The sequence below is a fragment of the Streptomyces sp. NBC_01261 genome, from assembly GCF_036226385.1.
Taxonomy (GTDB): Bacteria; Actinomycetota; Actinomycetes; order Streptomycetales; family Streptomycetaceae; genus Streptomyces.
Genome location: NZ_CP108463.1, coordinates 11330996 through 11356856, shown reverse-complemented (window position 1 = coordinate 11356856; position 25861 = coordinate 11330996). Strand labels below are relative to the sequence as shown.

The following is a 25861-nucleotide window of genomic DNA, read 5'->3' as shown; positions in this document are numbered from 1 at the left end:
CGCGGCAGCTACTCGTCGAGCGCGGCGATGAACATCCGGGAGCCGGGTGGCGCGATCTGCCGGTAGTCGCGGCCCGTAGCCCGTCCCTCGTCGGATCCGAGCGCGGCTTCCAGGGACTCCATGTCCGTGAAATACAGCTCCGCGACTCGATGGAACGTCTGCTCACCGCCGTCGGCGGCTCCGGAAACGCGTGCGGACTCCCATCGCTGGAGGCCTGGAACCGCCTCCACGAGGGGCGCGTGGACACCCAGGTAATGTTCGTCGAAGGCGTCGCCGTCGACGGGCTGTGTGTACAGCACCATCAGTTTCACGGTCATGCGCTGTCTCCTGCGGACGTGAGGTTCCTCGTGGAGAGGTCGGCGAGTGGATCGCGTTCGAGCACGGCGGATGCCGCGACGAGTCCGCCCGTCACCGCGCCGCTGACGCCGGCCGCGGCGATGTCCTGGCCGCTGAGGAACAGGCCGGGCACCGTGGTGTGGGCGCTCAGACCCCGCTGCGCAAAGCGTTCGGGAGTGTGCGCCAGCGACATGAAGTCACCGTGGGTCCGGCCCAGGAAGTGATTGAAGCTGAGCGGCGTGGCCAGCTCCATGTGATCGATCTTGCCTTCCGCCTTGGGATAGAACCGCAGGACCTGGTCGAGCAGTTCCTGGCTCAGTCGTTGCTTGAGCTGCTCGTACTCCCCTCCGCGACGCATCCAGGCGCTGTCCGCGAAGGGCTCGAACAGGGACCATGTCGTCACCCCGGCGATGTCGACCGTGCTCCGCCCGGGGTGGCGGTCGTTCCAGAGCGGATCCTTGGCCGAGGCAGCGGTCAGGAAGTACGCCGGCATCGGACGGTGCAGGGGATCCGCCTCATAGGCGGCGAACTGGGCGTCGATACCCGGTCCCTGGTGTGCCCAGATGTTGGACGCCTGCAGGCCGAGCCGGTCGGCCGGCTCCTTGAGCCCGATGTTGAGGACGACCCAGGTGAGCGAGGGTCCGATCGCCCGGCACGCCCGAACGAGGCCGTCGTCGCGTTTCGCTTCGGCGGGCAGCAGACGGGTGAGGGTGTTGAGGGCGCCGGCATCGCTGATCACTGCCGGCGCGCGGAACACGCGGCCGTCGGCCATCGTGACACCACCGGCCCGCCCCTCGTCGTCGAGCAGCACGGAGGAGACTTCGGCGGCGATGAGGACCTCTCCGCCCGCGTCCCGGATCACCTCACTGATCGTCTCGGCCAGTCGGCCCGATCCGCCGACCGGGAAGTTGGCGCCGTCGATGTAGTGCCGGATGAGCATGGCGTGCATACCGAACGAGGCGCGCCCCGGTGTCAGTGAGTAGTCGCCGTAGTGACCGCACAGGACGGTCTTGAGCTCCTCGTTGTCGGTGAGTTCCGAAACGACTTCCGTCGCCGTGCGGTCGGAGAACGCGCGAAACGGTGCGCACATCGCCTCGTAGAGCTCGTCGGCGGCCGGCTGCGGCAGACTGCGCTGCGCGAAGAAGTTCTTGGCCGTCCGGTTGGCCGAGAAGACCAGGTCCACGTAGCGGCTGATCGCCTCGGCTTCGTCCGGGAAGTACCGGGTCATGCGCTCCTTGAACCGCTCGGCGCCCGACGGGATCTCGTACTGGCGGTCGCCGACGACGATGCGGTTGTAGACGTCGGGCATCGGGGCCCACTCAAGATTGCCGCCGGTGATGTGGTCGAAGATCCGGCGCAGCCCGCTGTCGGGACGGTGCACCTCGCCCATGTAGTGCAGTCCGGCGTCCCACTCGTACCCGGCCCGGCGGAAGGTCTGGGTGGCTCCGCCGGCCGTCGAATGCCGCTCCAGTACCAGAACCCGTTGTCCGGCCCGGGCGAGGAAGCCGGCGGTGGTGAGGCCGCCGATCCCGGACCCGATGACGATCGCGTCCCATGACGTACCGGCATTGCTCCGGTGGTAACTCTGTCCGACGCTCATGTGCGCCCCTCTCCTCAGCTGAGTACGCATAACCGTACTCAGCCTCGGGGTGAGTGTAAAGTGCAGGCGTGTGAGGGGCCTGTGGGCAGGCGCCGACCTGGGGAGAGGGACGTGGCTGACGCACCAGAAGGACCGGGACTGCCGGGCGGTCCAACCCAGTGGAACCGTGATTCCTGGGACATCGAGCCCGACTCGATCGCCCTCGCCCTGGAGGTCCTCAACCCCCGCGCGGCCGGCAAAATCTTGAAGGAAGCCTTCTACGGCACGCGGCGTTTCGAGGACTTCCAGCGTCGGTGCGAGCTGAGCCGGACTGTCCTCTCGACACGACTGCGCGACCTCGTGGCCATCGGCGTGCTTGAGAAACGGCCCTACCGCGAGCCCGGTGCCCGCGAGCGGGACGAGTACCGTCTCACCGACAAAGGGCTCAGCCTCGCTCCCACCCTGGTCGCTCTCAACGCCTGGGCCGAACACTGGCTTGCCGACGCGCCCGGGCCCACGGTCACGCTGATCCATCGCGACTGCGGGGCGCCGGTCCACTCGGTCATCGCCTGCGCCTCCGGCCACGAAATCGCCGCCGTCCGCGACATCACCGCGACACCCGGCCCCGGAGCCCGGCCCACCCGGCCCGGCGCAGCAGATGCCCCCGGCCCGGCTGACGGGCCGTGACATCCGCATCGCTGCGCCGCCTGCGGCCGTTCGGCTAAACGCTGACGATCCGCCACTGCTCCCGAGCGGCGTTGGTGTACGTGTACTGGTTGACGTTGGCGCCGTCGGCGGTGGAAGCGCCGTCCACGTTGAGTGAAAGACCGCTGAGCCGGTTGGTGAGGAAGTAGTAGCCGTCACCGGTGGGCGTCAGGGCCCAGTGCTGCTGGGGAACGTTGGCATCGGCCCATATGCCGACGTTTCCGCCGTCGACGCGGGAGAGCCCTGCGACCTCCATGAGCTTGCCGCTGTTGACGTTGCGGATCTTGAAGTAGCCGTCGCCGGTGCTCACGAAGGTCCACTTCTGGGCCGTGTTGTCCAGCCAGGGCCACTGCTGGATGTTGGCGCCGTTGGCGGTGCCGAAGTTGTACACGTCGGCCACCTCTCCGCTGTTGCGGTTGACCAGCTTGTAGACGGTCGAGTCGCCGGGGAACGTACTGGAGACCAGGGCGGGCCTGGCCGACCGGCCGCCGATCCTGACGCCGCCGATGTTCGCGTAGCCGCCGGTGGCGGCATCGGCCTGGATGCGCACGAAACCGACGTTGCGGTTCGTCCACTCCACCAGCTTGGTCGTCTGGTTGCCGCTCCAGGTACCGGTGGCGGCTTGCGTGAAGGTGACGCCGTCCGTGCTGGTGTAGATGGTGTACGACGTGATGTCGCCGTCGGTGGTGTTGGACCGGTTCCACTGTTTGGGCAGGTATTCCAGGGTGGAGACGTTGCTCCAGACCCCGCCCAGGTCGATCGTGATCGACTGCGGCAGCGACAGACTCCAGGTGGACCAGCAGGTCTCGAAGGATTTGTCGCTGAGCCCGTCGATGGCGTTGAGCGGGCCCTCGCCGGTGTGGAAGGCGGTGGCGTAGGCATTGACCGGGTTGACCGGGTGCTCGCAGCGCAGTTGCTGGGTCGGCAGCGGGGCCCGGGAGGTGTTCGGGCTCCAGGCGGCGCCGACGCCGGCGAGGCGGTTGACGATGTTGGTGTCCAGTACGCCGTCGCGGTTGGGCGGGCAGTTGAGGATGAAGGAGGTGTACTTCGGTTCCAGGTCCGTGAGATGGGACAGGATCGACGCCTGGCTCATCGGGTCGGTGGTAGGTGTGGAAGGGTGCCAGAACCAGCCGTTGCTGATCGTCTGTCCCTGGAGGGAGGCGTAGGTGTTGCCGGTCGGCGAGGTGACACCGAGCGGTTCTTCGAAGTAGATCGCGTCGCCGAGCCACGGTTGTGAGAGCCCGCCGTGGTCGATCATGACGATGTTCGGCTGCAGCGACTTCACGTGTTCGCGGATCCGCTGGTAGGAGACGGCCTGCTGGCCCATCTGCCAGGCGTAGCCGTCAGTGATGAACATGTCGATGGTGCCGTAGTTCGTCAGCAGCTCGGTGATCTGGTTGAGGATGAAGGTGATGTCCCCCGGCTGGATCTCCTCGGCGGCGGCGACCCCGTGCCGTGTGTCGTAGGCCTGCACGTTGTAGGTGCGGTCCCAGATCGAGTAGTACAGGCCGACCCTGAGGCCCTGAGCGCGGAACGCGGTGACGTAAGCCTGCACGATGTCGTGCTTGTAGGAGCTGTTGGCGACGTTCTGCGTGCCGTAGGCGCTCGGCCACAAGGCAAAGCCGTCGTGGTGCTTGGTCGTCAGCACGCCGTAACTCATCTTCGCGGCGGCGGCCGCAGCCGCCCACTGCGCGCAGTCGACGGCCGTGGGAGCGAACAGCGCGGGGTCCTGGTTCGGCGCGGCCCACTCCTCGTTGGTGAACGTGCCCAGGTTGAAGTGGTTGAACATCCCGAACCGCAGGTTGGCCAGATGGGCCAGATTGGTCTGCAGGTCAGCGGCGGACGCCTCGGACAGAAGGCCGGAGAAGGCGGGAAGAACAGGCAGGGCGGTCGCTGCTGCCGCAGCACCCGCCGCAGTCAGAAGCGTACGGCGGGACAGTCTTCCTGACGGCATGATCTCACTCCTGGTTTGTGTGCTTTGTCCCTGGCTGGGCTGTACACGGTGGGAGATGACCGAATGCGCATCGCCCGGTTCTCGCACCTGCAGGCAGTCGGCGAACCCCCAGGTGCCGCGAACGACGGCTTGTGTGCGGGCGGGGACGCGGGCCGAACAGCACCCCGGCCGGAGGCTCCGGATGTTAACGATGAACTTCGGCCATGTATCCCATGGATGTCAACACCTTTGCAGGGATGAAAGACAGGCAATATGACCGATTTATCATTGATTGCACTTTATTGGGTGCCTCCCGGAGGCTCAGACATGGCATGTCTGAGCCCTCAGTGATCGAGTCAAGGGTTTTCGCGGCGGAGCACCCACGAAGGCAGAGATGGGATGGATCGCGTGGTGGAAGTCCGCACCCGCCGCCGTTCTCCACTCGTTACCTCGCTTTTTATGCCAGTGGTCGCAAACGTCTAGACAGGGGGGAAGGTTCACGCCTATAAACATCCCATGTCTAGAGGTGGCGTCATCTGACGTTCGCACCCCCGAAACATTGCCCGCCCGTCCAGCCGTTCCGCGTGAGGAAAGAAGCCATGAGACTCAGAACCGCACTCTTCACAGCTGTCTCGGCCACGTCCGCCCTGCTGCTGACCAGCGCCTGTGGCGGCGGTTCCACCTCCACGTCCGCCGGCGGTGCCCCGCTGGTGGGGGTCGACTACCCGCGCTCGGACACCGACTTCTGGAACTCGTATATCAAGTACACGCCGGAGTACGCCAAGGAGTTCGGCGTCTCCCTCAAGACCACCAACTCGCAGAACGACGTCGCCAAACTGACCGCCAACGCGCAGACGTTCATCAGTCAGGGCGTCAAGGGCGTGGCGATGGCCCCGCAGGACACCGCCGCCATCGCGCCGACGCTGGCGCAGCTGGCGGCGAAGAAGATCCCGGTCGTCACCGTCGACACCCGCCCCGACAGCGGCAAGGTCTTCATGGTGGTGCGCGCCGACAACCGGGCGTACGGCGAGAAGGCGTGCCAGTACCTGGGCACCAAGCTGAGCGGCAAGGGCAAGGTCGTCATGCTGGAGGGCGGCCTGGACTCCATCAACGGCCGTGACCGCACCGAGGCGTTCAACGACTGCGTGAAGAAGAACTACCCCGGCATCAAGGTGTTCGGCGAGGCCACCAACTGGGACGGCGCCGTCGCCGCGCAGAAGCTGCAGACGGACCTGACCGCGAATCCGGACATCAAGGGCGTCTACATGCAGTCCAGTTTCGCCCTGGCCGGCACCCTCCAGGTCCTCAAGCAGAAGGGCCTGCTGGTCGAGCCGTCGGACAAGAAGCACGTGTTCGTCGTGTCCAACGACGGCATCCCCGAGGAACTGAAGTCCATAGGCGAGGGCAAGATCGACGCCACCGTCTCCCAGCCCGCCGACCTGTACGCCAAGTACGCCCTGTACTACCTCAAGGCCGCGATCGACGGAAAGACGTTCAAGCCCGGCAAGACCGACCACGACAGCACCATCATCCAGGTCCGCGACGGCCTCCTGGAGGACCAGCTCTCCGCCCCGCTGGTCACCGCCGACGGCGGCACCTACGGCGGCGTGCCCAGCGTCAAGAGCGACGACAAGTCGCTGTGGGGCAACAACCTCGGCTGATTCCCCCGTCCGGCATACAACGGTTCACGAGTACAAGGCGGTTGAGATGAGCGACGGGGAGCGAGCAGTCACCCCCGCGCCCGCCCCGGCGGACGACGGCCGGGCCGCAGCGGGCCCGCCCGTCGTCGAGGCGACGGGCATAGTCAAACGATTCGGTCCGACGGTGGCCCTCAACGGCGCCCGGATCACCATCAGGCCCGGCGAGACCCACGCGCTCGTGGGCCGCAACGGAGCCGGCAAGTCGACCCTGGTGTCGGTCCTCACCGGCCTCCAGGCCCCCGACGAGGGAAGCGTCTCCTTCGGCGGCACCCCGGCGCCGCGGCTCACCGACCGCGACGCCTGGCGGCAGCGGGTCGCCTGTGTCTACCAGAAGTCGACGATCATCCCGACGCTGACCGTCGCGGAGAACCTCTTCCTCAACCGGCACCACCACGGGCGCAGCCGGCTGATCAGCTGGCAGGGCGTGCGCCGCCGTGCGCAGGAGACGTTGTCGGCCTGGTCGGTGGACGTCGACCCCCAGACTTCTGCCGGCGAACTCAACGTGGAGCAGCGGCAGTTCGTCGAGATCGCCCGCGCGCTGTCCTTCGGCGCCCGGTTCATCATCCTCGACGAACCCACCGCCCAGCTCGACGCGGCCGCCATCAGCCGGCTCTTCGGCAGGATCCGCGACCTGCAACGCCAGGGCGTGACCTTCCTGTTCATCAGTCACCACCTCCAGGAGGTCTACGAGATCTGCGACATGGTGACGGTGTTCCGCGACGCCCGGCACATCCTGACCGCGCCGGTGGCCGAGCTCCCCCGAACCGAGCTCGTCGCCGCCATGACCGGCGAGGCGGCGGCCGACCGGCGCGAGGCGCGGGCGAGCACTCTGGACACCGGTGCCACGGTCGCGCTGAACGTCCAGGGGCTGAGCGGCGGAACCTACGGCGATGTCACCTTCCAGGTGGGGGCGGGCGAGATCGTGGGACTCGCCGGGGCCGCGGTGAGCGGTCGTACGGAGGTCGCCGAGACCGTCGTAGGGCTTCGGTCCGCCGACGGCGGAGCGGTGGAGATCGCCGGGCGTCGGCCCCGGCCGGGCAGCGTGCCCGCGGCGCTCGCCGCCGGTGCCGGGTTCGTGCCGCAGGACCGGCACCACCAGGGCTTCGTCCCCGACATGTCGATCGCGGACAACGCCACCCTGTCCGTCCCCAAGCGGCTCGGCTCCCACGGCTTCCTGAGCCGCGGTCACCGGGACCGGCTCGCCGAGGGCATGATCGAGAACCTGGCGATCAAGACTCCTTCAGCGGACCTGCCTGTCTCCGCACTGTCCGGGGGCAACCAGCAGAAGGTCGTCATGGCCCGCGCCCTGGCCGATGACCCCCGGCTGCTGGTGCTGATCAACCCGACAGCGGGCGTGGACGTGCGCTCCAAGGAGTTCCTCCTCGGCAAGGTCGAGGAGACCGCGCAGACCGGCACCGGAGTGCTCATCGCCTCCGACGAGCTCGACGACCTGCGCATGTGCGACCGGGTCCTGGTGATGTTCCAGGGCCGGGTGACGACAGAGATCGCCCGCGGCTGGCACGACCACGACCTCGTGGCCGCGATGGAAGGAGTGGACCTCAATGTCTGAATCCGTTCTCGCGGACAAGGCCGCCTCAGAGGCCGCGGAGCCGGGAACCAAGCCGACTGCGCTGTTCGGCGGCCGGGTGCCGCTGGCCAGGCTGCGTGACCTCGCGCTCGTCCCCGCCATCGTGGTGATCGCGGTCGTGGGCCAGATCGTCAGCCCGGTCTTCCTGCAGGCCGACAACCTGATCAACGTGCTGCAGACCATGTCCGAGATCGCGCTGCTGGTCCTCGCCCAGACGATGATCCTGATCGTCAAGAAGATGGACCTCTCCCTGGAGTCCACCATGGGCCTGGCGCCCGGAGTGGCCGCCTGGCTGGTGGTGCCGACCGGGGCGGGACACGGCCTCGGTCTCCTCCCGGGCGCCTGGGCGATTCCCGTCACCCTCGCCGTCGGCGCACTCGTCGGTGTCATCAACGCCGTCCTGATCATCCGCTTCGGCCTCAACGGCTTCATCGTCACCCTCGGCATGCTGATCGTCCTGCGCGGGGTCCTCACCGGTATCTCCGGCGGCCAGACCTTCTTCCAGCTGCCCGAGTCGATGCTCTACCTGGGCACCGCCGAGTGGTTCGGGATGCCCGCCTCCATCTGGCTCTGCCTGGCACTGTTCGCGGTGGCCATCGTGGTCCTCGGCTGGACCAGCTTCGGCCGCTCCCTGTACGCCATCGGCGGCAACGTCGACGCCGCGAAGGCGGCCGGTATCCGCACCGACCGGGTGCTGTGGATCGTCATCGTCACCGGCAGTGTGCTCGCCGCCCTCGCCGGCCTCCTGCTCTCCGGGCGGCTCGCCTCCGTCGCCTCCGCACAGGGCAACGGCTACATCTTCACCGTCATGGCCGCCGCCGTCATCGGCGGGATCAGCCTCAACGGCGGCAAGGGCACCATGTTCGGGGCCTTCAGCGGCATCCTGCTGCTTTTCATGATCCAGAACGTGCTGACCCTGGGCGGTGTGCCCGCGCAGTGGATCGGCGCCCTCAACGGCCTCATCATCCTGGTCGCGCTGATGATCTCGCGCATCACGGGCGGCAAGGTCCAGGACTGAACGGGCGGCCGCCGCCGGATCCACCGTGACCGCGCGGCCCCCGGCCTCCGCCGTCGTCGTTGCCCCCTCTCGTCGCAGGGTCCACGCCCCTGCCCCCTAGGAGTTGCCATGTCCTCCACCGAGTCCTCCGTACCGGCATCTGCCCGCATCATCGCCCTGGACGTCCTCGACGTGCGCTTCCCGACGTCCGAGCACCTGGACGGCTCGGACGCGATGAACCCCGAACCCGACTACTCCGCCGCCTACGTCGTCCTGCGCACCGACGCCGGCGACGGCCTGGAGGGCCACGCCCTGGCCTTCACCACCGGCCGCGGCAACGACGTCCAGGCCGCGGCCATCGCAGCCCTCGCCCCGCACGTGGTCGGCCTCTCGGTCGAAGAGGTCTGCGCCGACCTCGGCGCGTTCTCCCGCTCCCTGGTCCACGATCCCCAACTGCGCTGGCTCGGCCCGGAGAAGGGCGCCATCCACATGGCGACCGGCGCGGTCGTCAACGCCGCCTGGGACCTCGCCGCCAAGCGCGCAAGCAAGCCCGTCTGGCGCTTCCTCGGCGAGATGCCGTCCGAGGAACTGGTCGCCCAGGTCGACTTCCGCTGGCTCAGCGACGCCCTCACCCCCGAAGAGGCCCTGGAGATCCTCCAGCGTGCCGAACCCGGCCGCGAGGAGCGCATCGCCCAGTTGCTGGAGCGCGGTTACCCCGCCTACACCACCACCCCCGGCTGGCTCGGCTACTCCGACGAGAAGCTGGCCCGCCTGGCCCGCGAGGCCGTCGCGGACGGCTTCACCCAGATCAAGCTGAAGGTCGGCGCGTCCCTGGAGGACGACGTACGGCGGATGCGCGCAGCCCGTGAGGCGGTCGGGCCCGGCATCCGCATCGCTGTCGACGCCAACCAGAGATGGGACGTCCAGCCCGCGATCGACTGGATGCGCGAACTGGCCCCCTACGACCCGTACTGGATCGAGGAGCCCACCTCCCCCGACGACATCCTCGGCCACGCCGCCGTCCGCAAGGCCCTGAGCCCCATCAAGGTCGCCACCGGCGAGCACATCGCCAACCGGGTCGTCTTCAAACAGCTCCTCCAGGCCGGCGCGGTGGACATCGTACAGATCGACTCCGCCCGGGTCGGCGGCGTCAACGAGAACATCGCCATCCTGCTGCTCGCCGCGAAGTTCGGCGTCCCGGTCTGCCCGCACGCCGGCGGGGTCGGCCTGTGCGAGATGGTCCAGCACCTGTCGATGTTCGACTACATCGCCGTCTCCGGCACCCTCGAGGACCGCGTCATCGAATACGTCGACCACCTGCACGAACACTTCGTCGACCCCGTGCGCATCACCAACGGCCACTACCTCGCCCCCGCCCTTCCCGGGCTGAGCGCGCAGATGCACCAGGACTCCCTCAAGGAGTACACGTACCCCGACGGCCCCGTCTGGGCCGCCCGTGTCTGACAGCCGGCACCTGGTGGACGCCCACCATCATGTGTGGGACCTGGACCGCAGACCGCAGCCCTGGCTGGATGACCCCGGCCACGAGCCCATCCGCCGCACCTTCGGCACGGCCGATCTGCGCTCGGCGGCGACCCGGCCGATCGCCGGACGGAAGCCCGCGAGCACGGTGGTCGTCCAGTGCGTGGCCTCCGTGTCCGAGACACGGGAACTGCTCGACCTGGCCGACGCCGACCCGCTGATCGGCGCGGTCGTCGGCTGGGTGGACCTCACCTCCCCGGCCGTCGCGGACACGCTCGACAACCTGCTCGCCGGACCCGGTGGCCCCTACCTCCGCGCCCTGCGCCACCTCGTGCAGAGCGAGTCGGACCCGGCGTGGCTGCAACGGCATTCCGTGGAAAGAGGGTTGATGGCAGTGGGCGAGCGCCGACTGGCGTACGACGTCCTGATCCGCAGCCCACAGTTCGACCAGGCGGTCCACCTGGCGGAACGCTTCCCCGATCTGCCGATCGTCCTCGACCACGCGGGCAAGCCGCCCATCGCCCGGGGTGAACTGGGCCACTGGAAAAGGCAGTTGCGGACTCTGGCCGCGCACCCTCAGGTGCGCTGCAAGGTCTCGGGTCTGGTCACGGAGGCCGACCGGCAGAAGTGGACGACCAAGGACATCCGCCCGGTGTGGGACGTGCTGCTGTCCGCCTTCGGACCCGACCGGCTGATGTTCGGTTCCGACTGGCCGGTCTGTGTCCTCGCGGGCGGCTGGAACCAGTGGGCCGCCACCGTCGAGGAACTGCTCGCCGGCTGCTCCGCCACCGAGACCTCGGCGATCCTCGCCGACACCGCGACCGCCTTCTACCGCCTGAACCGCACTGCACCGCAAACCTCTGGAAGAAAGGAGGGAACACCATGCTCCTGACCCGTCTGCTGCACCCGGGGATCCTCGAAGCGCTGGCCGGCGCCGGCCACGGCGCCCGGGTGCTGCTCGCCGACGGCCACTACCCAGCGAGCACCGCGACCGGGGAACGCGCCCGCGTCATCCACCTCAACCTGGCGCCCGGCCTGCTGGACGTCACCACCGTGCTCGACGTCCTGCTGAGCGCTCTGCCGGTCGAGTCGGCCCAGGTGATGGTGCCACCCGGGCGCGAACCGGAACCGCCCGCCATTGCGCAGTACCGCGCCCTGCTGGCGCCCGTCCCGGTCGACACACTCGGCCGCTTCGAGTTCTACAACGCCGCCCGCTCCCCCGACCTGACGCTGGCGATCGTCACCGCCGACACCCGTACCTACGCCAACCTGCTGCTGACCATCGGTGTCCGCGCTGAAGGGACCCTGACCCCACGATGACACTCGCCGTCCGTTACCTATCCGCCCGCACCCTGGACACCGCCCCAGCCGAAACCTCCGCCCCTGGTCCCGGCGAGGTGGAGCTGGCGCCCGCCTATGTCGGGATCTGCGGCACCGACCTGCACATCTTCCACGGCGACATGGACGCCCGGGTGTCCACGCCCGCCGTCCTGGGGCACGAGATGTCCGGCCGGATCGTCCGCGTCGGCCCCGGCGTGGACGGCTGGGCGCCCGGGGACGCCGTCACCGTGATGCCGCTGCGCTGGGACGACACCTGCCCGGCCTGTCTCAAAGGCCACCAGCACATCTGCCAGCACCTCGACTTCATCGGCATCGACTCCCCCGGCGCGATGCAGCAGCGCTGGACCGTGCCCGCCTCGACACTCATCCGGCTGCCCGACACCCTTCCCCTGGACCGGGCCGCGCTGGTCGAGCCCACGGCGGTCGCCGTGCACGACGTCGGCCGCGCCGAGGTCGCCGAGGGCGAGAAGGTCGTCGTGGTCGGCGGCGGACCCGTCGGCATCCTCATCGCGCTGGTCGCCCGGGCCGCCGGAGCCGACGTACGCATCGCCGAACTGAGCGCCTACCGGCGCGCGCTCGCCGAGGAGTCGGGGCTGACCGCCTGGGATCCGGCCGTCGACAACGTGGCTGAGCTGGTCCGCGAGTGGACCGCGGACGCTGGCGCGGACGTCGCCTTCGAGGTGTCCGGCGCCGCCGCCGGCGTCGACACGGCGGTCGAGGTGCTGGGCGTACGCGGCCGGCTGTGCCTGGTGGCCATCCACCCCCGGCCCCGCGAGATCAGCCTCCACCGCTTCTTCTGGCGCGAACTCACCCTCGTCGGCGCCCGGTTGTACGACCGCACGGACTTCGAGAAGGCGGTGACCCTCGTCGCCGACGGCACGATTCCGGCCGAGCGGCTCATCAGCAAGACCGTACCGCTCACCGAGGCGCCCGCCGCTTTCCAGGCGCTGGAGGCAGGCGGCGACGTGATGAAGATCCTCGTGGACTGCACCACCGACAACGCCCAGGGAGCCGCCGTATGAACGCCTTCGACCTCACCGGGAGGCTCGCCGTCGTCACCGGTGCCCGGCGCGGCATCGGCCGGGCCATGGCCCGCGGCCTCGCCGAGGCCGGCGCGGACATCATCGGCGTCAGCGCCAACCTGGAGGAATCCGGCAGCGCGGTGGAGAAGGACGTGCGTGCCGCGGGGCGTGCCTTCGAGGCGATCCGCACCGACTTCGCCGACCCCGAAGCCGTACGGGCCCTCGGCGCCGACCTCGCGGGACGCGAGCGGCCGGTGGACATCCTGGTCAACAACGCGGGCACCATCCGCCGCGCCCCGGCGGCCGAACACACCGACGCAGACTGGGAGTTGGTCCTCCAGGTCAACCTCAACGCACAGTTCGCGCTCACCCGCGCGGTGGGCGGAGCGATGGTGGCCCGCGGCCGGGGAAAGGTCATCTTCACAGCGTCGCTGCTCAGTTTCCAGGGCGGCATCAACGTCCCCGGCTACACCGCCGCCAAGCACGGCATCGCCGGTTTGACCAAGGCGCTGGCCAATGAATGGGCACCGCACGGCGTCAACGTCAACGCCATCGCTCCCGGCTACATCGCCACCGACAACACGCACGCACTGCAGGTCGATCCGATACGCAGCCGCGCGATCCTCAACCGCATCCCGGCCGGACGCTGGGGCACCTCCGACGACCTCACCGGCGCCACCGTCTTCCTCGCCTCCGACGCCGCCGCCTACGTCCACGGCACCGTCCTGCCCGTCGACGGCGGATGGCTGGGCCGATGAGCACCGATCTGGCGTCCGTGCTGGACTCTCGGATCCTGCCGGTATTGACCGTGCCCCGCGCCGCTACGGCCGGCCCCCTCGCGGAAGCCCTTGTGCAGGGCGGCGCACGGTGTGCCGAGGTCACCTTCCGCACACCGGATGCCGAGCAGGCACTGAAGGCCATGGCGACGCACGGCGGCCTGACCGTCGGCGCGGGCACGGTGCTCACACCCGAGCAGGCCGAGCGGGCCGTGGCCGCCGGGGCCCGCTTCGTCGTGTCGCCCGGATTCGACCCCGAAGTGGTCGCCAAATGCCTGGAGTTGGGCGTACCGGTCCTCCCCGGCATCGCCACCGCCACCGAACTGCTTCGGGCCCTACGAGCCGGAATCGACACCGTCAAGCTGTTCCCGGCCGAGGCACTGGGCGGTGTGCAGATGCTCAGGTCCCTGGCAGCGCCGTTCACCCAGGCCCGCTTCGTACCCACGGGCGGAATCGACCTCGCCCACGTGTCCGCCTACCTCGCCCACCCTGCCGTGCTGGCCATTGGCGGCAGTTGGATGGCGACCGCCGCACACCTGGAGCACGGCGAGTACGCGGCGATCCGGCGGCTGACCGCCGAGGCCGTGGCACGGAGTGCGGCGTGACCGGGCGCGGCCATGGTGCCGAGGTGATCGCCCTGGGGGAGGTCATGCTGCGTTTCGACCCGGGCGAGGGACGCATCCGTACCACCCGTTCGTTCCAGGTCTGGGAGGGCGGCGGCGAGTACAACGTCGTACGCGGACTGCGCCGCTGCTTCGGTGTGCGGACAGCGATCGTGACGGCCCTCGTCGACAACGCGGTGGGCCGGCTCGCCGAGGACCTGATCCTGCAGGGCGGCGTCGACACCTCGCTGATCCGCTGGGTGACCGGAGACGGCGCCGGCCGCAGCGCCCGCAACGGGCTGAACTTCGTCGAGCGCGGCTTCGGCATCCGGGGAGCGCTGGGCGTCAGCGACCGTGCCAACACCGCGGTGTCCCAGCTGCGGAAGGGCGATGTCGACTGGAACGCGGTCTTCTCGGCGGGCCCGTGCTGGTTTCACACCGGTGGCATCTTCGCCGGGTTGTCGGACACCACGGTGGACGTGGCGGACGAGGCGATGGCGACAGCCAGGCGGCACGGAGTGACGGTCTCCTACGACCCCAACTACCGCCCCAGTCTGTGGGCCGACCGGGGCGGCGCCGACCGGGCCCGTGAGGTCGATCTACGGCTCGCCCGGCACGCAGACGTAGTGGTGGGCGCCCTGGGACTGGCCGGACGACACCCCGGAGCGGTGCGCGTCGGCGCCGACGGACTGCCCGACGCCCTCGCCGAAGTGGCAAGCCAACTGCCCGACGTGAAGGTGCTCGCCACCACCCTGCGAGACGTGCCCTCCGCGGGCGTGAACGACTGGTCCTCGGCGGCCTGGTCGGCCGAGACCGGCTTCGTGTCCGGTCCCCCGATGCCCGGCCTGCACGTCCTGGACCGCATCGGCTCCGGCGACGGCTTCGCCGCCGGGCTCATCTACGGCCTGATGACCGGTATCCCCCTGGAGCGTGCCCTCGCCTACGGCACAGCGCACGGCGCACTCACCATGACCACCCCAGGCGATGTGTCCATGGCCTCGCTCACCGAGGTCGAGGCGCTCATGGCGGGCGGCTCCGCCCACGTCAGTCGCTGAGCCCGCCGAACCACCCAGCGCCCAACAGGTCCCAGGAGGATATGCCTTGAGGCACCGAAAGATCGAGAACAGACCCGTCGAACTCACCGAACTCGGCTTCGGTGCCTCCGCCATGGGCAACCTCTACCGGATCACATCCGCCCAGGAAGCGACGGCGGCCGTCGACACGGCCTGGGCAGGCGGCATCCGCTACTTCGACACCGCACCCCACTACGGGCTGGGCCTCTCCGAGCACCGCCTGGGAGCAGCCCTCAAGAACCGTACGCGCGAGGAATACGTCGTCTCCTCCAAAGTGGGACGACTGCTCGTGCCCAACGAACGGCCCCGAGGCGTCGACACCGAGGGCTTCGTCGTACGTGACGACCTGCGCAGACAGTGGGACTTCAGCCGCGACGGCGTACTCCGCTCCATCGAGGCCACCCTGGAGCGCACCGGCCTGGACCGTCTCGACATCGTCTATCTGCACGACCCCGACGACCACTGGCGCCAGGCCGCCGAGGAGGCCATGCCCGCCCTCGCGGACCTGCGCGATCAGGGCGTCATCGGCGCCATCGGCGCCGGCATGAACCAGTCGGCCATGCTCGCCCGCCTGCTGCGCGAGACCGCCGCAGATGTGGTGATGCTGGCCGGACGCTACACACTCCTCGACCAGTCGGCCCTGGACGACGTGCTGCCCGCCGCGACGGAACTCGGCAAGAGCGTCGTGGCGGTCGGGGTCTTCAACTCCGGACTGCTCTCCCGGGATCGACCCGCCGAGGGCATGAAGTACGACTACCAGGACGCCCCGCCGGACCTCGTCACGCGGGCCAGGGCAATCGCGGAAGTCTGTGAACGGCACGCCACGACCCTGCCTGCCGCCGCGATCGCCTTCCCCTTCACCCACCCCGCTACCATCAACGTCACCCTCGGCATGCGTAATCCGGAACAGGTCGCACGCAACGTGGAACTGCACGGTCGGCACACACCCGAGGATCTGTGGGACGATCTTCGCGCCCAAGGCCTGATCAGGGCCGACGTACCTGTCGATCGCCCTGCCGCGGCGGGCCGTGGACCACACCTCGACAGCGAAGACGCTCGCGGAAGGAGTTCCCCGTGTCCCTGACGGACAAGGCCATCAAGCAGATCCGTGAGCTCATTGGCTCAGGCGCGCTGCCGCCGGGCTCGAAACTGCCTCCGGAGCAGGACCTGGCCGCTCAACTGGGCCTCTCCCGAAACCTGGCGCGGGAGGCGGTCAAGGCGCTGGCCGTCGCACGGGTCCTGGAGGTCCGACGGGGCGACGGAACGTACGTCACCAGCCTGCAGCCGAGCCTTCTCCTGGAGGGTCTCGGCGGTGCCGTGGAGCTTCTCCAGGGCGACGCGGGCGCGCTGCTGGACCTGATGGAGGTACGGCGACTGCTGGAACCCGTCGCCACCGCGCTGGCCGCCACCCGCATCTCGGACGAGGACCTTGCTGAGGTCAAACGGCACCTGGACGCCATGCGGGACGCGCGTGACGACGTGGAGCGGCTGAACCTGCATGACGCAGCGTTCCACCGGTCCGTCGTCTCCGCGACGGGCAACGAAACGCTGCTGACCATTCTCGAGGGAATCTCGGGCCGTACCCTCCGCGCCCGCGTCTGGCGCGGACTCGTCGACGCCCAGGCCTCGGGGCGAACGCTCGCCGAACACGAGGCCATCTTCGAGGCCCTCGCCGCCCGCGACGCCTCCCTGAGCCAGGCCGCCGCGCTCCTGCACGTCAACAACACCGAGCGATGGCTACGGCAGCACCTGGAGTCCACCAACTCCGTTCGCGACGAAACACCGGCGGTCAAGAAGGCCGAAGACCAGCAGGCGTCCTGAGCCGCGTCGGCCAACCCATCGGCTGCGCCACTCCCCGCGACGCCTTCGCGCGGCACCACGTAGAGACCAGCAGTCAGACATCCCATCTTCCTTGTCAGGCTTGCCCGATGGGCACACCGGGTCTGCCCTGGTTCAACGTGACATTTATCCATCCGTCCGCGGGATATCAAGAGTGACGAGTTCTCCTCGCGCTCAACTCCTCCGGGAAACATGGGACTGCTACCGCTTCCCCACGAGGAACGCAAGTGAGACTTCACGCAACCGTGGCCCGGGCCGTCGTCGCCACCGGGCTTGCGGCTTGCCGATAGGGGCCTGAGCCCCTACGAGATCACCGAACGTAGAAAGGAAGAGCTCTACGATGACCGTCATCATCGATGCGTGGGCCCAACACCCCACCTTGCGCTTCATCCAGCACGACATGTTCGCCTCCCTGCGCCGCTGGACCGGAGCCGACCTCCTCACCGAGCAACTCCCCGTTGACCTCACCCTCGCCGCGATGGACGCCGGCGGCGTCAGCATTTCCCTTCTCAGTGCCTGGTACGGCCCCGAGGGCCCGCTCATCTCCAACGACGAGGTCGCGTCCTTCGTCGCCCACGCCCCCGACCGCTTGGTGGGTGTCGCCTCTGTCGACCTGCGCAAGCCCATGCAGGCGGTCCGCGAACTGCGCCGCTGCGTAAACGAGTTGGGGTTCAAGGCCCTGCGGGTCGTGCCATGGCTGTGGGGCTGGCCGCCCGACGACCGCCGCTACTACCCGCTCTACGCCGAATGTGTTGAACTCGGAATCCCCTTCTGCACCCAGGTCGGCCACACCGGCCCGCTGCGGACCTCCGAGACCGGCCGCCCGATCCCGTACTTGGACAACGTGGCGCTGGACTTCCCCGAACTCACCATCGTCGGCGGGCACATCGGCTATCCGTGGACGGAGGAGATGATCGCCGTGACGCGTAAGCACGAGAACGTCTACATCGACACCTCGGCCTACACCACCAAGCGCATCCCGCCCGAACTGGTCGCCTACCTGCGCAGCAGTCGCCACAAGGTCCTCTTCGGCACCAACTACCCCATGATTACAGCCGACAAAGCCCTAGCGGACCTCGACGAACTGGGCTTGGACGACACCGCCACCGATCTCTACCTCCGTGGGCATGCAGAGCGGATCTTCGGACTTGGCAGGGCAGGGGCCGAGTGAAGTCGACCCCGTTCACACCCGTTGGACACCGCTCAGCGGGTGCTCGCGGCGCAGCCGTTCAGCCGGCTCATCACCAAACCGTCCGAGACGTCACCGCGATACGAAGTACCGGATGCCGGCCGACGGGGATGGCGACAGCGGTCCCTCCTCCTCCGAGAGCCGACCGCGCTCGTCGAAGACGTCCTCAGCGAGTCCTCCACCCGAGGCCTCCGCATCCGCGAGTTCATGGCCCAGTCGGTCTGCGGCGTGCACGGGACACAGTCCGCGTCGAGCGCGAAGATGCGGTTGTACTGGGCCAGTCGGAAAGCGAGGGTGTTCACGCCCATGCGTCGGGTGCGTTCCAATCGGCGCCCCGAGGTGTCGTCCCCGGTTCGCTGCACCTGTACCAGACCGGCTGCCAGGTGCCCCACGGTGTGGCAGCCGATGACGACCGTCGGCCCGGCAGCCTCCGCCACGGTGCGGTACAGACGCACGAGGATCTCCGCGTTCGTCAGTGACCGATCGGTCAACGCCCAGTCGGCATCGGCGAGTTCGGGCAGGGAGTCGGCGGCGAACCGGCCGAAGAGGTCGTACGTCGAGAAGTCGTGCTTGATCAACTCGTAGCCCCAGGAGCGGAACCGTCGTACATCGTCGGCGACCGTCTCCAGCGCGACTTTCAGCGTCGGGTCCAACGGGTATCCGCCGTCGCGGCGCATCCGGGGTCTGGTCGTGGCGTTCTCCACGCGGGACAACAGTGGCCGGAACCACAGCCCTGGCCGTGCTCCGGCATCGGTGCTGGGCCGACCCCCGCGCGAGTCAGGCGGTGTGACGTGATCGTGCTGGAGCAGTGGCCTGTGCTCGCTTACGCTCACCGTCAGGTCACTTGACACGCGGGTAGACGGCTCGGGGGACGGCCTCGGAATGGACGGCAGCCTGATGGCGACAGAGGTTCCTCGCTCCCCAGATGAGTTGCCGAAGGAGGTGTTCGACCCAGCACGGCTGGCCGCAGTTGCTCAGTCCGGTCTGCTGGACACCGCACCGGAGGGCACTTTCGACGATCTCGCGCAGCTCGCGCTGGCGATCACGGGTGCGCAGAAGGCGTTCTTCACCATCGCCGACGGTAGGCGCTCGTTCTGGAAAACCGCCCTGGGGATGGATCCCACGGCCGGCCGCGAGAACGACATCCGTGACAGCCCCTGCCACATCCTGATCGGCACCGGCCGGGAGCTGATCGCCGAGGACGCCGTCCGCGACCCCAGGATCAAGGACCTCGCGGCCATCGACGCCCTGGGTATCGGCGCGTGGGCGGGTTATCCGGTGGTCTCGCCCGACGGGCACGTCCTGGGCGGGTTCTGCGTGGTCGACCAGGCCGCTCGCCCCTTCACCCCCGCGCAGGCCGAAGCACTACGGACCCTGACCCGATCGGTGTCCTCCGAGATCGCCCTGCGCCAGGCCCTGCGCGAGGCCCGGGCGAGCGAGGAGGCATCGACGGCGCTCGCCCGCACCCTGCAGGACAGCCTCCTGCCGCCCCGGCTGTCGAAGGCGCCGGGACTGGACGTCGCCGCAGTCCACCTGCCCGCCGACACCACCGGCGCCGCCGGCGCGGAAGTAGTGGGCGACTTCTACGACCTCTTCCGCACCCGCGGCAAGAGCTGGTGCGCGGTGATGGGCGACGTCTGCGGCAAAGGCATCGACGCCGCGAAGGTCACCGCCCTGGCCCGCTACACCGTCCGCGCCGAGGCCACCCAGCACATCAGCATGGCCACCGTGCTGCACCGCCTGCACGAGGCGATGATCGACCAGCAGGTCAGCGACCGCTTCCTCACTGCCGCCCTGGCGGTCTTCCGCCCCGACGCCAACGGACTCAGGGGCCGCTACGCCAGCGCCGGCCATCCACCGGCCCTGATCCGCCGCGCAGACGGCACCGTCGAGGAACTCCACGCCGACGGCATGCTGCTCAGCCCACTTCTGCCGGTCCTCCACAACCCGCACCGTGAGACCCCCTTCCGCCTGGAAGCCGGCGACGCCCTGCTGCTCTACACCGACGGCATCACCGAGGCCCGCACCCGAGACAAAGGTCCGCTCTTCGGCGGCGACCGCCTCGCCGCAGCCCTGGCCGCCACCCACGGCCACACCGCCGCCGAGACTCTCCACCAGCTGTGGCAGGAAGCCTCCAAGCACTCCGGCGGCTACGCCGTCGACGACACCGCACTGATGCTCCTGCGCGTCACCCCCCGCACCTGACCCCTCGCCCGCCGGAGAGCGCCCGTGGCCGACACCGAACCCCCTACCGCCTGCCAAGACCAGGCCCGTCACGTCCAGGATGAGATCACGAAGCTGATCGGCCTCCTTCCCGACGCCGAACCCCATCAGCACCTGCGGACTGCCGCAGACCTCCGCACGGCCTGCGATCAACTCCTTGCCTCCGCTCTCGTCAGCGGCATGGTCCGAGCCCGCGAAGAGGGCTGGGGCCTGCGGCGTATCGCCGCATCCTCGCGCTACTCCCACGAACAGGTCCGCACGCTCCTCGCCGCCCGAAATCCCGAACCGGGCATCCACGCAACGAGCCACACGCCGCCGTCCGTGGCCGGTTTCCCAGCCAGCGAACCCCGCCCGTGAGAGCCCCGAAACGGTCTCTCACCGATCCGATCCCGGTCTGCAGTCGGTCGTCATTCCTCCCCGCTGGACGAGAAGCCTCTCCGCTCGGGGGTCCGACAGCATCCCGCCCTGGAGCTGGGTACAGCAGCTGAGAATTGTCAGCGGCCCGACTGGGTGATGCCGTCGGCGAGTTGCCCCACCACGTTCAAGATCCCCTGCCCGAACGCGGTCGGGGTGACCAGCACCCCGAACACCAACACGATGAGCACGGTCAGCTGCTCATCCGTCCGCTTCCGCGCCTGAGTACGACGGCGAAGTCTCACCACGATGACGACCGCCAAGAGCACAGCCACATTGATCGACAGCACCATGAGAGCCCCTCCACTGAATGCACCTTGGTCAGGTGTAGCGAGCACGGACAGCGTGAGCAGCTGAGGGATCGGCAGATGGCAACGAAGCACGTGTAGTTCGACCGGATCCGCGGGGTTGCACCGAAGGGTGTGACCGCGTTCGGCCGCGACAAGGGCGCGGCACCTGCTCGCCAGCGGGCGCCGGGTGCCGCAGCCGTGCAGGCTGGTCGTGTGGAGTGGCCCCTGGACGTCGCCCTTGCGCGGCCCGTGCAGCAGCTGCCGACAGGACCGTGGGCGTACGAGATCAAGTTATGGACGGGGTTCGGTCTTGTCCGTTGTCCATAGCTTCGGGCGCTTGCATCGCGTCAGGCCAAACATCGCCAGACCACCCACGTATCGGGGACCGCTTCTGCGGGGGCTTGGCGAAGGAAGATGGGGTGGCCGCATGTGCGGGAACTGTCCTGCCAGGAAGGGTCTCCGTCGCTGCTCACCCTGATGGCTTAGTGTTCCAGCGGGGTCGCTTGATCCCCTTTCGGAGGAGGTGTCCCGTGGCTGACAAGGACGTTTCGGAGCGGTTGATCGGTCTGTTGTCGGTCCGGGGCGAGGATCTGGGCGCGGAGTGGGCGGAGAGGGTGACCGGTTCGCTGGGCGGGCGGGTCAGCCGCAGCGAGGTCGTGGGTGAGTTGCAGGAGATCTACACCGCGCTGGTGGCCGCGCTCGGCGCGGGCAGTGTGGACGGGCATGACGGGGCGTTCAGTGAGGTGCGTGCGCTGCTGAGCGAGTTGTCGCGCAACCGGGCGATGCAGGGCTTCTCGCCCACCGAGACCGCGGTGAGCGTGTTCGCTCTCAAGAAGGTCCTGGAGCCGGAGCTGGCCGGCAAGGACACGGACGTGCAGGCGTACGTTCAGTTCGCCACGCTGTTGGACACGCTGGGTCTGTTCACCATCGAGGCGTACACCCGTACCCGTGAGGAGCTGATCGCGGCGCAGGCGGAGCAGCTGCTGGAGCTGTCGACTCCGGTGGTGAAGCTGTGGGACGGGGTGATCGGCGTTCCGCTGGTGGGCACGCTGGATTCGGCGCGGACCATGGTGGTGATGGAGAAGATGCTCCAGGCGCTCATCGACACCGGCTCCGAGCAGGCCATCATCGACATCACCGGTGTGCCCGCGGTGGACACCGAGGTCGCGCAGCATCTGCTGAAGACGGTGGTGGCGGCCCGCCTGATGGGCGCGGAGTGCACGATCTCCGGGATCCGTCCGCAGATCGCCCAGACGATCGTGGCGCTGGGGATCGACTTCGGGGACATCGTCACCAAGGCCACGCTCGCCGATGCCCTGCGGCACGCGCTGCGCCGCTCCGGCGTCGCCTTCTCGCCTACCGCTCCCCAGGCCGGTGCCCGGTGAGCGAACGGGTTCCCGTCCTGCGGATCGGACAGGTCCTGCTGGTGTCCATCCAGACCGACCTGGACGACCAGGACGTGTTGCAGCTCCAGGACGATCTGGCCGCCGCGGTGGTGGATCACGCCGCTCACGGGGTGGTCATCGACATCACCGCCGTGGAGATCGTCGACTCGTTCGTGGGCCGGATGCTGTCGACGATCGCGTCGCTGTCGCGGCTGCTGGACGCGCAGACCGTCGTGGTGGGCATGCGCCCGGCCGTCGCCATCACCCTGGTCGAACTCGGGCTCTCGCTTGGTGGGGTACGGACCGCGCTGAGTCTGGACAAGGGCCTGCGGATGTTGGGACACGACAGTGGCACAGGCAGTGCGGACGGCACGGCGCCGGGTGACGCGGCCGGCGCATGACCGGGCCCTCCCGTGCCCCGGAGGTACTGGAGATAACCTCCACCGCCGGAGTGGTGCAGGCCCGTCAGCTGGTGCGGGCGCTGGCCCAGGAGTGCCGGTTCTCCCTCGTCGAGCAGACCAAGCTGATCACTGCCGCCAGTGAACTGGCCCGCAACACCCTCGTCCACGGAGGCGGCGGCACCATGACCGCTGCGGTGGTGGAGGAACGCGGCCGGCGCGGCGTGCGTCTGGTCTTCGCCGACCAGGGGCCGGGGATCGGCGATGTGGAGCAGGCGATGACCGACGGCTGGACCTCCGGCGGCGGGATGGGGCTCGGGCTGTCGGGCTCGAAGCGGCTGGTCGACGACTTCGTGCTGGAGACCGCCCCGGGTGCGGGCACCACCGTCACCATCACCAAGTGGGCCCGATGATGACCGCCCGCTCCGCCCTGCTGGTGGACTGTGAGGACGTGGCCTGGTTCCGTGACGGTCCCGACGGGGCCCGCGGTACCGCCGCCAAGCTGGGCCGGCGGATCGGCCTGGGCGAGCAGCGCACCGCCGAGTTGGTCCTGGCCGTTGCCGAACTGGCCGCCAACCTCACCAAACACGCCACCGACGGCTCCCTCCTCCTGCGGATCCTGCGCAACCACGCCGCGCTCGCCGGGGACGTGGTGGCCGGGGTGGAGGTGATCACTGTCGACAGCGGTCCCGGCATGGCGGACGTCCCCGCAGCCCTGCGGGACGGCATGTCGACCACCAGCACCCTGGGCATCGGCCTGGGCGCCGTCGAGCGCCTGGCCGACACCTTCACCATTCACTCCCGGCCCGGCACCGGCACCGTTCAGCTGGCCCGCTTCTGGCCGCACCCCGTACCGCCCGCTCTCAGCGGGGAGGCGGCAGTGGGGGGCATCACCCGGCCGATCAGCGGCGAGCAGGTCTGCGGCGACGCCTGGGCCGCACGCATCGACACCGGCACCAGCACCGGTGTCGGGACGGCCGTGGCACGGGTGGAGGGGACCGCCGATGCGGGGCCGCCTCTCGCCGCGGCCCCGGACTGGTCGATGATGACGGGCGGCCCGAGACAGCAGCCGGCGGCCGCGCGTTCCGGCGCCTCCGCGCCGGTCCACGCGGCGGTGCCGGGGCCGGGCGACGGACTGCTCGTCATGTCCTGCGACGGGCTGGGCCACGGCCCGCTGGCCTCCCTGGCCGCGCAGGCCGCCGTCAACGCCTTCCGCACCGGAAACGGGCGCACCCCCGAGCAGGCGATGGAAGAAGTGCACCGGGCGCTGCGCGGCACCCGCGGCGCCGCCGTGGCCATCGCCCGCCTGGAGAGCGACGGACGGGTGCTGTTCTGCGGCGTCGGGAACATCACCGCCGCCCTTCTCACCGCGACCAGCCGCGCGAACCTGCTGTCCCATCCCGGGATCGCCGGCCACCAGATGCACCGGCTGCGCACCCACGAATACCGGCTTCCCGCCCAGGGGATGCTCGTCATGCACTCCGACGGACTCAGCGACCGCTGGAGCCCGGCCGACCTCACCGGCCTCCTGCACCACCCGCCCGCCGTGATCGCCACGGCTCTGCTGCGCCAGGCCGGAACCCGCCGCGACGACGCCAGCGCGGTGATCGCCAAGGCCGCCCGGTGAACTCGCCCACCCCCGACCGCCACGGCGCTGCGGCGCCGGTCCTGGCCGTCTCGGTCAGGACCGAGCACGACGTGTTCGCCCTGCGCCGCCACGCCAAGACCATCACCGAAGCCATCGGCCTCGATGCCCGCGACCAGGTACGCCTGGCCACCGCCCTGAGCGAACTCGGCCGCGACCTCATGCGTCCTGAGGTGATGACCGCGGTCTTCAGCGTGCAGCAGGAACCGGCCGCACTGCGCACCGTCCTGGAATGGACCGACGACCGCGTCCCCAGCCGCGAATCACTGACGGCCGTCACCCGGCTACTGCTCCAGACCCGCTACGACACCGCCCCCACCAACGCCACACGGCCCGCGCCCCGTTCCGGCGGCCGGATCGAGATCACCTGCCCGATCCCCGACCTCGCGGCCCGGGACCTGAAAGTCGACCAGGTCCGCGCCCTCCTGGAGACCGCCGACCCCTCGGGCGCGAGCGCACTCGACGACCTTCAGGCGCAGACCCGCGACCTGATCGCCTCACTGCAGGAAGCCCACGCCCAGCGCGACGAACTCGAACGCCTCAACGACGAACTGACCGAGACCAACGCGGGCGTCATGGCCATGTACGCCGAACTCACCGTCGAGCACAAAGACGTCGTCGAACGCTTCGGCCAGGAACACGAACTCGCCCTGGCCCTGCAACGCACCTTCCTGCCCGCCACCCTCCCCGACGTCCCCGGCGCCGAACTCGCCGTGCGCTACCTGCCCGCCACCGCCGCCGCAGAGATCGGCGGCGACTTCTACGAAGCCGTCACCACCCGCCAGGGACTCCTCCTGGCCGTCGGCGATGTCGTCGGACACTCTCTCAAGGCCGCCATGGTCATGGGCGAACTCCGCCACGCCCTGCGCGCCTACGCCGCCCAGGACCACCCCCTACACACCCTGCTGCAACACCTCGACCACCTGCTGGGCCTGCACCGACCCGGCTGGACCGCCACCGTCTGCATCGCTCTCGTCGAACCCGGCAACACCCGCCTGCACATCGCGAATGCCGGCCACCTCCCCCCACTGCTCCTGCCCCCGAACGGCACACCCCGCTACCTCACCGAACACGGCCCCCTGCTCGGCCTGGGCCTGCCCCAACCGGCGGCCACCGTGCACCACCTGGAACCCGGCAGCCGACTCCTCATGATCACCGACGGACTCATCGAAACCCGCGACACCAACCTGGACGACCGGCTCGCACTCCTGGCCGCCACCGCCGCGACCGGTGCCGCGCACCCCGACGCCCTGTGCACCGAACTCCTCGACACCTTCGGCACCGAACCAGAAGACGACATCATCATCTTCACCGCCCGCCTCACCCCACCCCCCTGAACCCGTC

The 25861-nt window shown here is 69.2% G+C and carries 26 protein-coding genes; 21 read left to right on the top strand and 5 right to left on the bottom strand.

Annotated elements, in window-relative coordinates:
- Positions 1 to 8: 8 nt before the first annotated feature.
- Entirely contained in the window at positions 9 to 317 is a 309-nt protein-coding gene (locus tag OG226_RS50415) for an EthD family reductase (protein ID WP_329353104.1), read from the bottom strand.
- Positions 314 to 1936: a phytoene desaturase family protein gene (locus OG226_RS50410; RefSeq protein ID WP_329353103.1), complete on the bottom strand. Its 1623-nt coding sequence runs from the start codon at positions 1934 to 1936 to the stop codon at positions 314 to 316. Before OG226_RS50410 ends, OG226_RS50415 begins: the two co-directional genes overlap by 4 nt.
- Before the next feature lie 111 nt (positions 1937 to 2047).
- On the opposite strand from OG226_RS50410, the gene OG226_RS50405 reads away from it, so the two are divergent.
- On the top strand, positions 2048 to 2602 hold the full coding sequence (locus OG226_RS50405) for a winged helix-turn-helix transcriptional regulator (protein ID WP_329353101.1): 555 nt from the start codon (positions 2048 to 2050) through the stop codon (positions 2600 to 2602).
- Between the two features lie 34 nt (positions 2603 to 2636).
- On the opposite strand, the gene OG226_RS50400 is transcribed toward OG226_RS50405, so the two are convergent.
- The gene (locus OG226_RS50400) at positions 2637 to 4574 is read right to left on the bottom strand and encodes an alpha-L-fucosidase (RefSeq protein ID WP_329353099.1); all 1938 of its coding nucleotides are present in this window, start codon (positions 4572 to 4574) and stop codon (positions 2637 to 2639) included.
- Positions 4575 to 5152: 578 nt separating this feature from the next.
- Here OG226_RS50400 and OG226_RS50395 point away from each other — a divergent pair.
- The 13 genes from OG226_RS50395 to OG226_RS50335 all read left to right on the top strand — a co-directional run bounded on the left by OG226_RS50395 (position 5153) and on the right by OG226_RS50335 (position 18144).
- Positions 5153 to 6214 carry a sugar ABC transporter substrate-binding protein gene (locus OG226_RS50395; RefSeq protein ID WP_329353098.1) on the top strand — a complete coding sequence of 354 codons (1062 nt, stop codon included), beginning with the start codon at positions 5153 to 5155 and terminating at the stop codon, positions 6212 to 6214.
- 46 nt (positions 6215 to 6260) lie between these two features.
- A complete protein-coding gene (locus OG226_RS50390; RefSeq protein ID WP_329353096.1) occupies positions 6261 to 7823 on the top strand; it encodes a sugar ABC transporter ATP-binding protein in 1563 nt (520 codons plus the stop codon).
- Positions 7816 to 8859, top strand: a complete 1044-nt coding sequence (locus OG226_RS50385; RefSeq protein ID WP_329353094.1) for an ABC transporter permease — start codon at positions 7816 to 7818, stop codon at positions 8857 to 8859. Before OG226_RS50390 ends, OG226_RS50385 begins: the two co-directional genes overlap by 8 nt.
- Before the next feature lie 108 nt (positions 8860 to 8967).
- On the top strand, positions 8968 to 10302 hold the full coding sequence (locus tag OG226_RS50380; RefSeq protein WP_329353092.1) for an L-fuconate dehydratase: 1335 nt from the start codon (positions 8968 to 8970) through the stop codon (positions 10300 to 10302).
- Positions 10295 to 11212 (top strand): amidohydrolase family protein, encoded by a 918-nt coding sequence (locus tag OG226_RS50375; protein ID WP_329353091.1) that lies wholly within the window; start codon positions 10295 to 10297, stop codon positions 11210 to 11212. The genes OG226_RS50380 and OG226_RS50375 overlap by 8 nt, the downstream gene beginning before the upstream one ends.
- The gene (locus OG226_RS50370) at positions 11203 to 11640 is read left to right on the top strand and encodes an RbsD/FucU family protein (protein WP_329353089.1); all 438 of its coding nucleotides are present in this window, start codon (positions 11203 to 11205) and stop codon (positions 11638 to 11640) included. The genes OG226_RS50375 and OG226_RS50370 overlap by 10 nt, the downstream gene beginning before the upstream one ends.
- Positions 11637 to 12683: a zinc-dependent alcohol dehydrogenase gene (locus OG226_RS50365; protein ID WP_329353088.1), complete on the top strand. Its 1047-nt coding sequence runs from the start codon at positions 11637 to 11639 to the stop codon at positions 12681 to 12683. The genes OG226_RS50370 and OG226_RS50365 overlap by 4 nt, the downstream gene beginning before the upstream one ends.
- Positions 12680 to 13441: an SDR family oxidoreductase gene (locus OG226_RS50360; protein WP_329353086.1), complete on the top strand. Its 762-nt coding sequence runs from the start codon at positions 12680 to 12682 to the stop codon at positions 13439 to 13441. Before OG226_RS50365 ends, OG226_RS50360 begins: the two co-directional genes overlap by 4 nt.
- Positions 13438 to 14064 carry a bifunctional 4-hydroxy-2-oxoglutarate aldolase/2-dehydro-3-deoxy-phosphogluconate aldolase gene (locus OG226_RS50355; protein ID WP_329353084.1) on the top strand — a complete coding sequence of 209 codons (627 nt, stop codon included), beginning with the start codon at positions 13438 to 13440 and terminating at the stop codon, positions 14062 to 14064. The genes OG226_RS50360 and OG226_RS50355 overlap by 4 nt, the downstream gene beginning before the upstream one ends.
- Positions 14061 to 15116 carry a sugar kinase gene (locus OG226_RS50350; protein WP_329353082.1) on the top strand — a complete coding sequence of 352 codons (1056 nt, stop codon included), beginning with the start codon at positions 14061 to 14063 and terminating at the stop codon, positions 15114 to 15116. Before OG226_RS50355 ends, OG226_RS50350 begins: the two co-directional genes overlap by 4 nt.
- Positions 15117 to 15162: 46 nt before the next feature.
- Positions 15163 to 16218 (top strand): aldo/keto reductase, encoded by a 1056-nt coding sequence (locus OG226_RS50345; protein ID WP_329353081.1) that lies wholly within the window; start codon positions 15163 to 15165, stop codon positions 16216 to 16218.
- Positions 16209 to 16955, top strand: a complete 747-nt coding sequence (locus tag OG226_RS50340; protein ID WP_328675041.1) for a FadR/GntR family transcriptional regulator — start codon at positions 16209 to 16211, stop codon at positions 16953 to 16955. The genes OG226_RS50345 and OG226_RS50340 overlap by 10 nt, the downstream gene beginning before the upstream one ends.
- A gap of 358 nt (positions 16956 to 17313) precedes the next feature.
- Positions 17314 to 18144, top strand: coding sequence for an amidohydrolase family protein (locus tag OG226_RS50335; protein ID WP_328675042.1), 831 nt, complete (start codon positions 17314 to 17316; stop codon positions 18142 to 18144).
- A gap of 32 nt (positions 18145 to 18176) precedes the next feature.
- On the opposite strand, the gene OG226_RS50330 is transcribed toward OG226_RS50335, so the two are convergent.
- A complete protein-coding gene (locus OG226_RS50330) occupies positions 18177 to 18866 on the bottom strand; it encodes a hypothetical protein (RefSeq protein WP_329353080.1) in 690 nt (229 codons plus the stop codon).
- 238 nt (positions 18867 to 19104) lie between these two features.
- On the opposite strand from OG226_RS50330, the gene OG226_RS50325 reads away from it, so the two are divergent.
- Together OG226_RS50325 and OG226_RS50320 are read left to right on the top strand one after the other, a co-directional pair.
- Positions 19105 to 20367, top strand: coding sequence for a PP2C family protein-serine/threonine phosphatase (locus tag OG226_RS50325; RefSeq protein ID WP_329353079.1), 1263 nt, complete (start codon positions 19105 to 19107; stop codon positions 20365 to 20367).
- Positions 20368 to 20391: 24 nt separating this feature from the next.
- Positions 20392 to 20742 carry a hypothetical protein gene (locus OG226_RS50320; protein ID WP_329353077.1) on the top strand — a complete coding sequence of 117 codons (351 nt, stop codon included), beginning with the start codon at positions 20392 to 20394 and terminating at the stop codon, positions 20740 to 20742.
- A gap of 137 nt (positions 20743 to 20879) precedes the next feature.
- Here the strand turns inward: OG226_RS50320 and OG226_RS50315 are convergent, their stop codons facing one another.
- Positions 20880 to 21092 (bottom strand): hypothetical protein, encoded by a 213-nt coding sequence (locus tag OG226_RS50315; protein WP_329353075.1) that lies wholly within the window; start codon positions 21090 to 21092, stop codon positions 20880 to 20882.
- A 527-nt stretch (positions 21093 to 21619) separates the two neighbouring features.
- Between OG226_RS50315 and OG226_RS50310 the strand changes: the two genes are divergently transcribed.
- Genes OG226_RS50310 through OG226_RS50290 form a run of 5 tightly spaced genes read left to right on the top strand, consistent with a single transcriptional unit; the run spans position 21620 to position 25854 of the window.
- Entirely contained in the window at positions 21620 to 22474 is an 855-nt protein-coding gene (locus OG226_RS50310; RefSeq protein WP_329353073.1) for an STAS domain-containing protein, read from the top strand.
- A complete protein-coding gene (locus OG226_RS50305) occupies positions 22471 to 22875 on the top strand; it encodes an STAS domain-containing protein (RefSeq protein ID WP_328675047.1) in 405 nt (134 codons plus the stop codon). Before OG226_RS50310 ends, OG226_RS50305 begins: the two co-directional genes overlap by 4 nt.
- On the top strand, positions 22872 to 23285 hold the full coding sequence (locus OG226_RS50300; RefSeq protein WP_328675048.1) for an anti-sigma regulatory factor: 414 nt from the start codon (positions 22872 to 22874) through the stop codon (positions 23283 to 23285). The genes OG226_RS50305 and OG226_RS50300 overlap by 4 nt, the downstream gene beginning before the upstream one ends.
- Complete coding sequence (locus OG226_RS50295; protein ID WP_329353741.1) at positions 23282 to 24499, top strand: ATP-binding SpoIIE family protein phosphatase; 1218 nt, start codon at positions 23282 to 23284, stop codon at positions 24497 to 24499. The genes OG226_RS50300 and OG226_RS50295 overlap by 4 nt, the downstream gene beginning before the upstream one ends.
- Positions 24496 to 25854, top strand: a complete 1359-nt coding sequence (locus OG226_RS50290; RefSeq protein ID WP_329353072.1) for a PP2C family protein-serine/threonine phosphatase — start codon at positions 24496 to 24498, stop codon at positions 25852 to 25854. The genes OG226_RS50295 and OG226_RS50290 overlap by 4 nt, the downstream gene beginning before the upstream one ends.
- Positions 25855 to 25861 lie beyond the last annotated feature (7 nt).

Excerpts from the sequence above, each read along its gene's own strand:
- OG226_RS50415 (WP_329353104.1), bottom strand. The coding sequence starts at position 317 with ATGACCGTGAAACTGATGGTGCTGTACACACAGCCCGTCGACGGCGAC.
- OG226_RS50410 (WP_329353103.1), bottom strand. The coding sequence starts at position 1,936 with ATGAGCGTCGGACAGAGTTACCACCGGAGCAATGCCGGTACGTCATGG.
- OG226_RS50400 (WP_329353099.1), bottom strand. The coding sequence starts at position 4,574 with ATGCCGTCAGGAAGACTGTCCCGCCGTACGCTTCTGACTGCGGCGGGT.
- OG226_RS50395 (WP_329353098.1), top strand. The coding sequence starts at position 5,153 with ATGAGACTCAGAACCGCACTCTTCACAGCTGTCTCGGCCACGTCCGCC.
- OG226_RS50390 (WP_329353096.1), top strand. The coding sequence starts at position 6,261 with ATGAGCGACGGGGAGCGAGCAGTCACCCCCGCGCCCGCCCCGGCGGAC.
- OG226_RS50385 (WP_329353094.1), top strand. The coding sequence starts at position 7,816 with ATGTCTGAATCCGTTCTCGCGGACAAGGCCGCCTCAGAGGCCGCGGAG.
- OG226_RS50380 (WP_329353092.1), top strand. The coding sequence starts at position 8,968 with ATGTCCTCCACCGAGTCCTCCGTACCGGCATCTGCCCGCATCATCGCC.
- OG226_RS50370 (WP_329353089.1), top strand. The coding sequence starts at position 11,203 with ATGCTCCTGACCCGTCTGCTGCACCCGGGGATCCTCGAAGCGCTGGCC.
- OG226_RS50365 (WP_329353088.1), top strand. The coding sequence starts at position 11,637 with ATGACACTCGCCGTCCGTTACCTATCCGCCCGCACCCTGGACACCGCC.
- OG226_RS50360 (WP_329353086.1), top strand. The coding sequence starts at position 12,680 with ATGAACGCCTTCGACCTCACCGGGAGGCTCGCCGTCGTCACCGGTGCC.
- OG226_RS50355 (WP_329353084.1), top strand. The coding sequence starts at position 13,438 with ATGAGCACCGATCTGGCGTCCGTGCTGGACTCTCGGATCCTGCCGGTA.
- OG226_RS50335 (WP_328675042.1), top strand. The coding sequence starts at position 17,314 with ATGACCGTCATCATCGATGCGTGGGCCCAACACCCCACCTTGCGCTTC.
- OG226_RS50315 (WP_329353075.1), bottom strand. The coding sequence starts at position 21,092 with ATGGTGCTGTCGATCAATGTGGCTGTGCTCTTGGCGGTCGTCATCGTG.
- OG226_RS50300 (WP_328675048.1), top strand. The coding sequence starts at position 22,872 with ATGACCGGGCCCTCCCGTGCCCCGGAGGTACTGGAGATAACCTCCACC.
- OG226_RS50295 (WP_329353741.1), top strand. The coding sequence starts at position 23,282 with ATGATGACCGCCCGCTCCGCCCTGCTGGTGGACTGTGAGGACGTGGCC.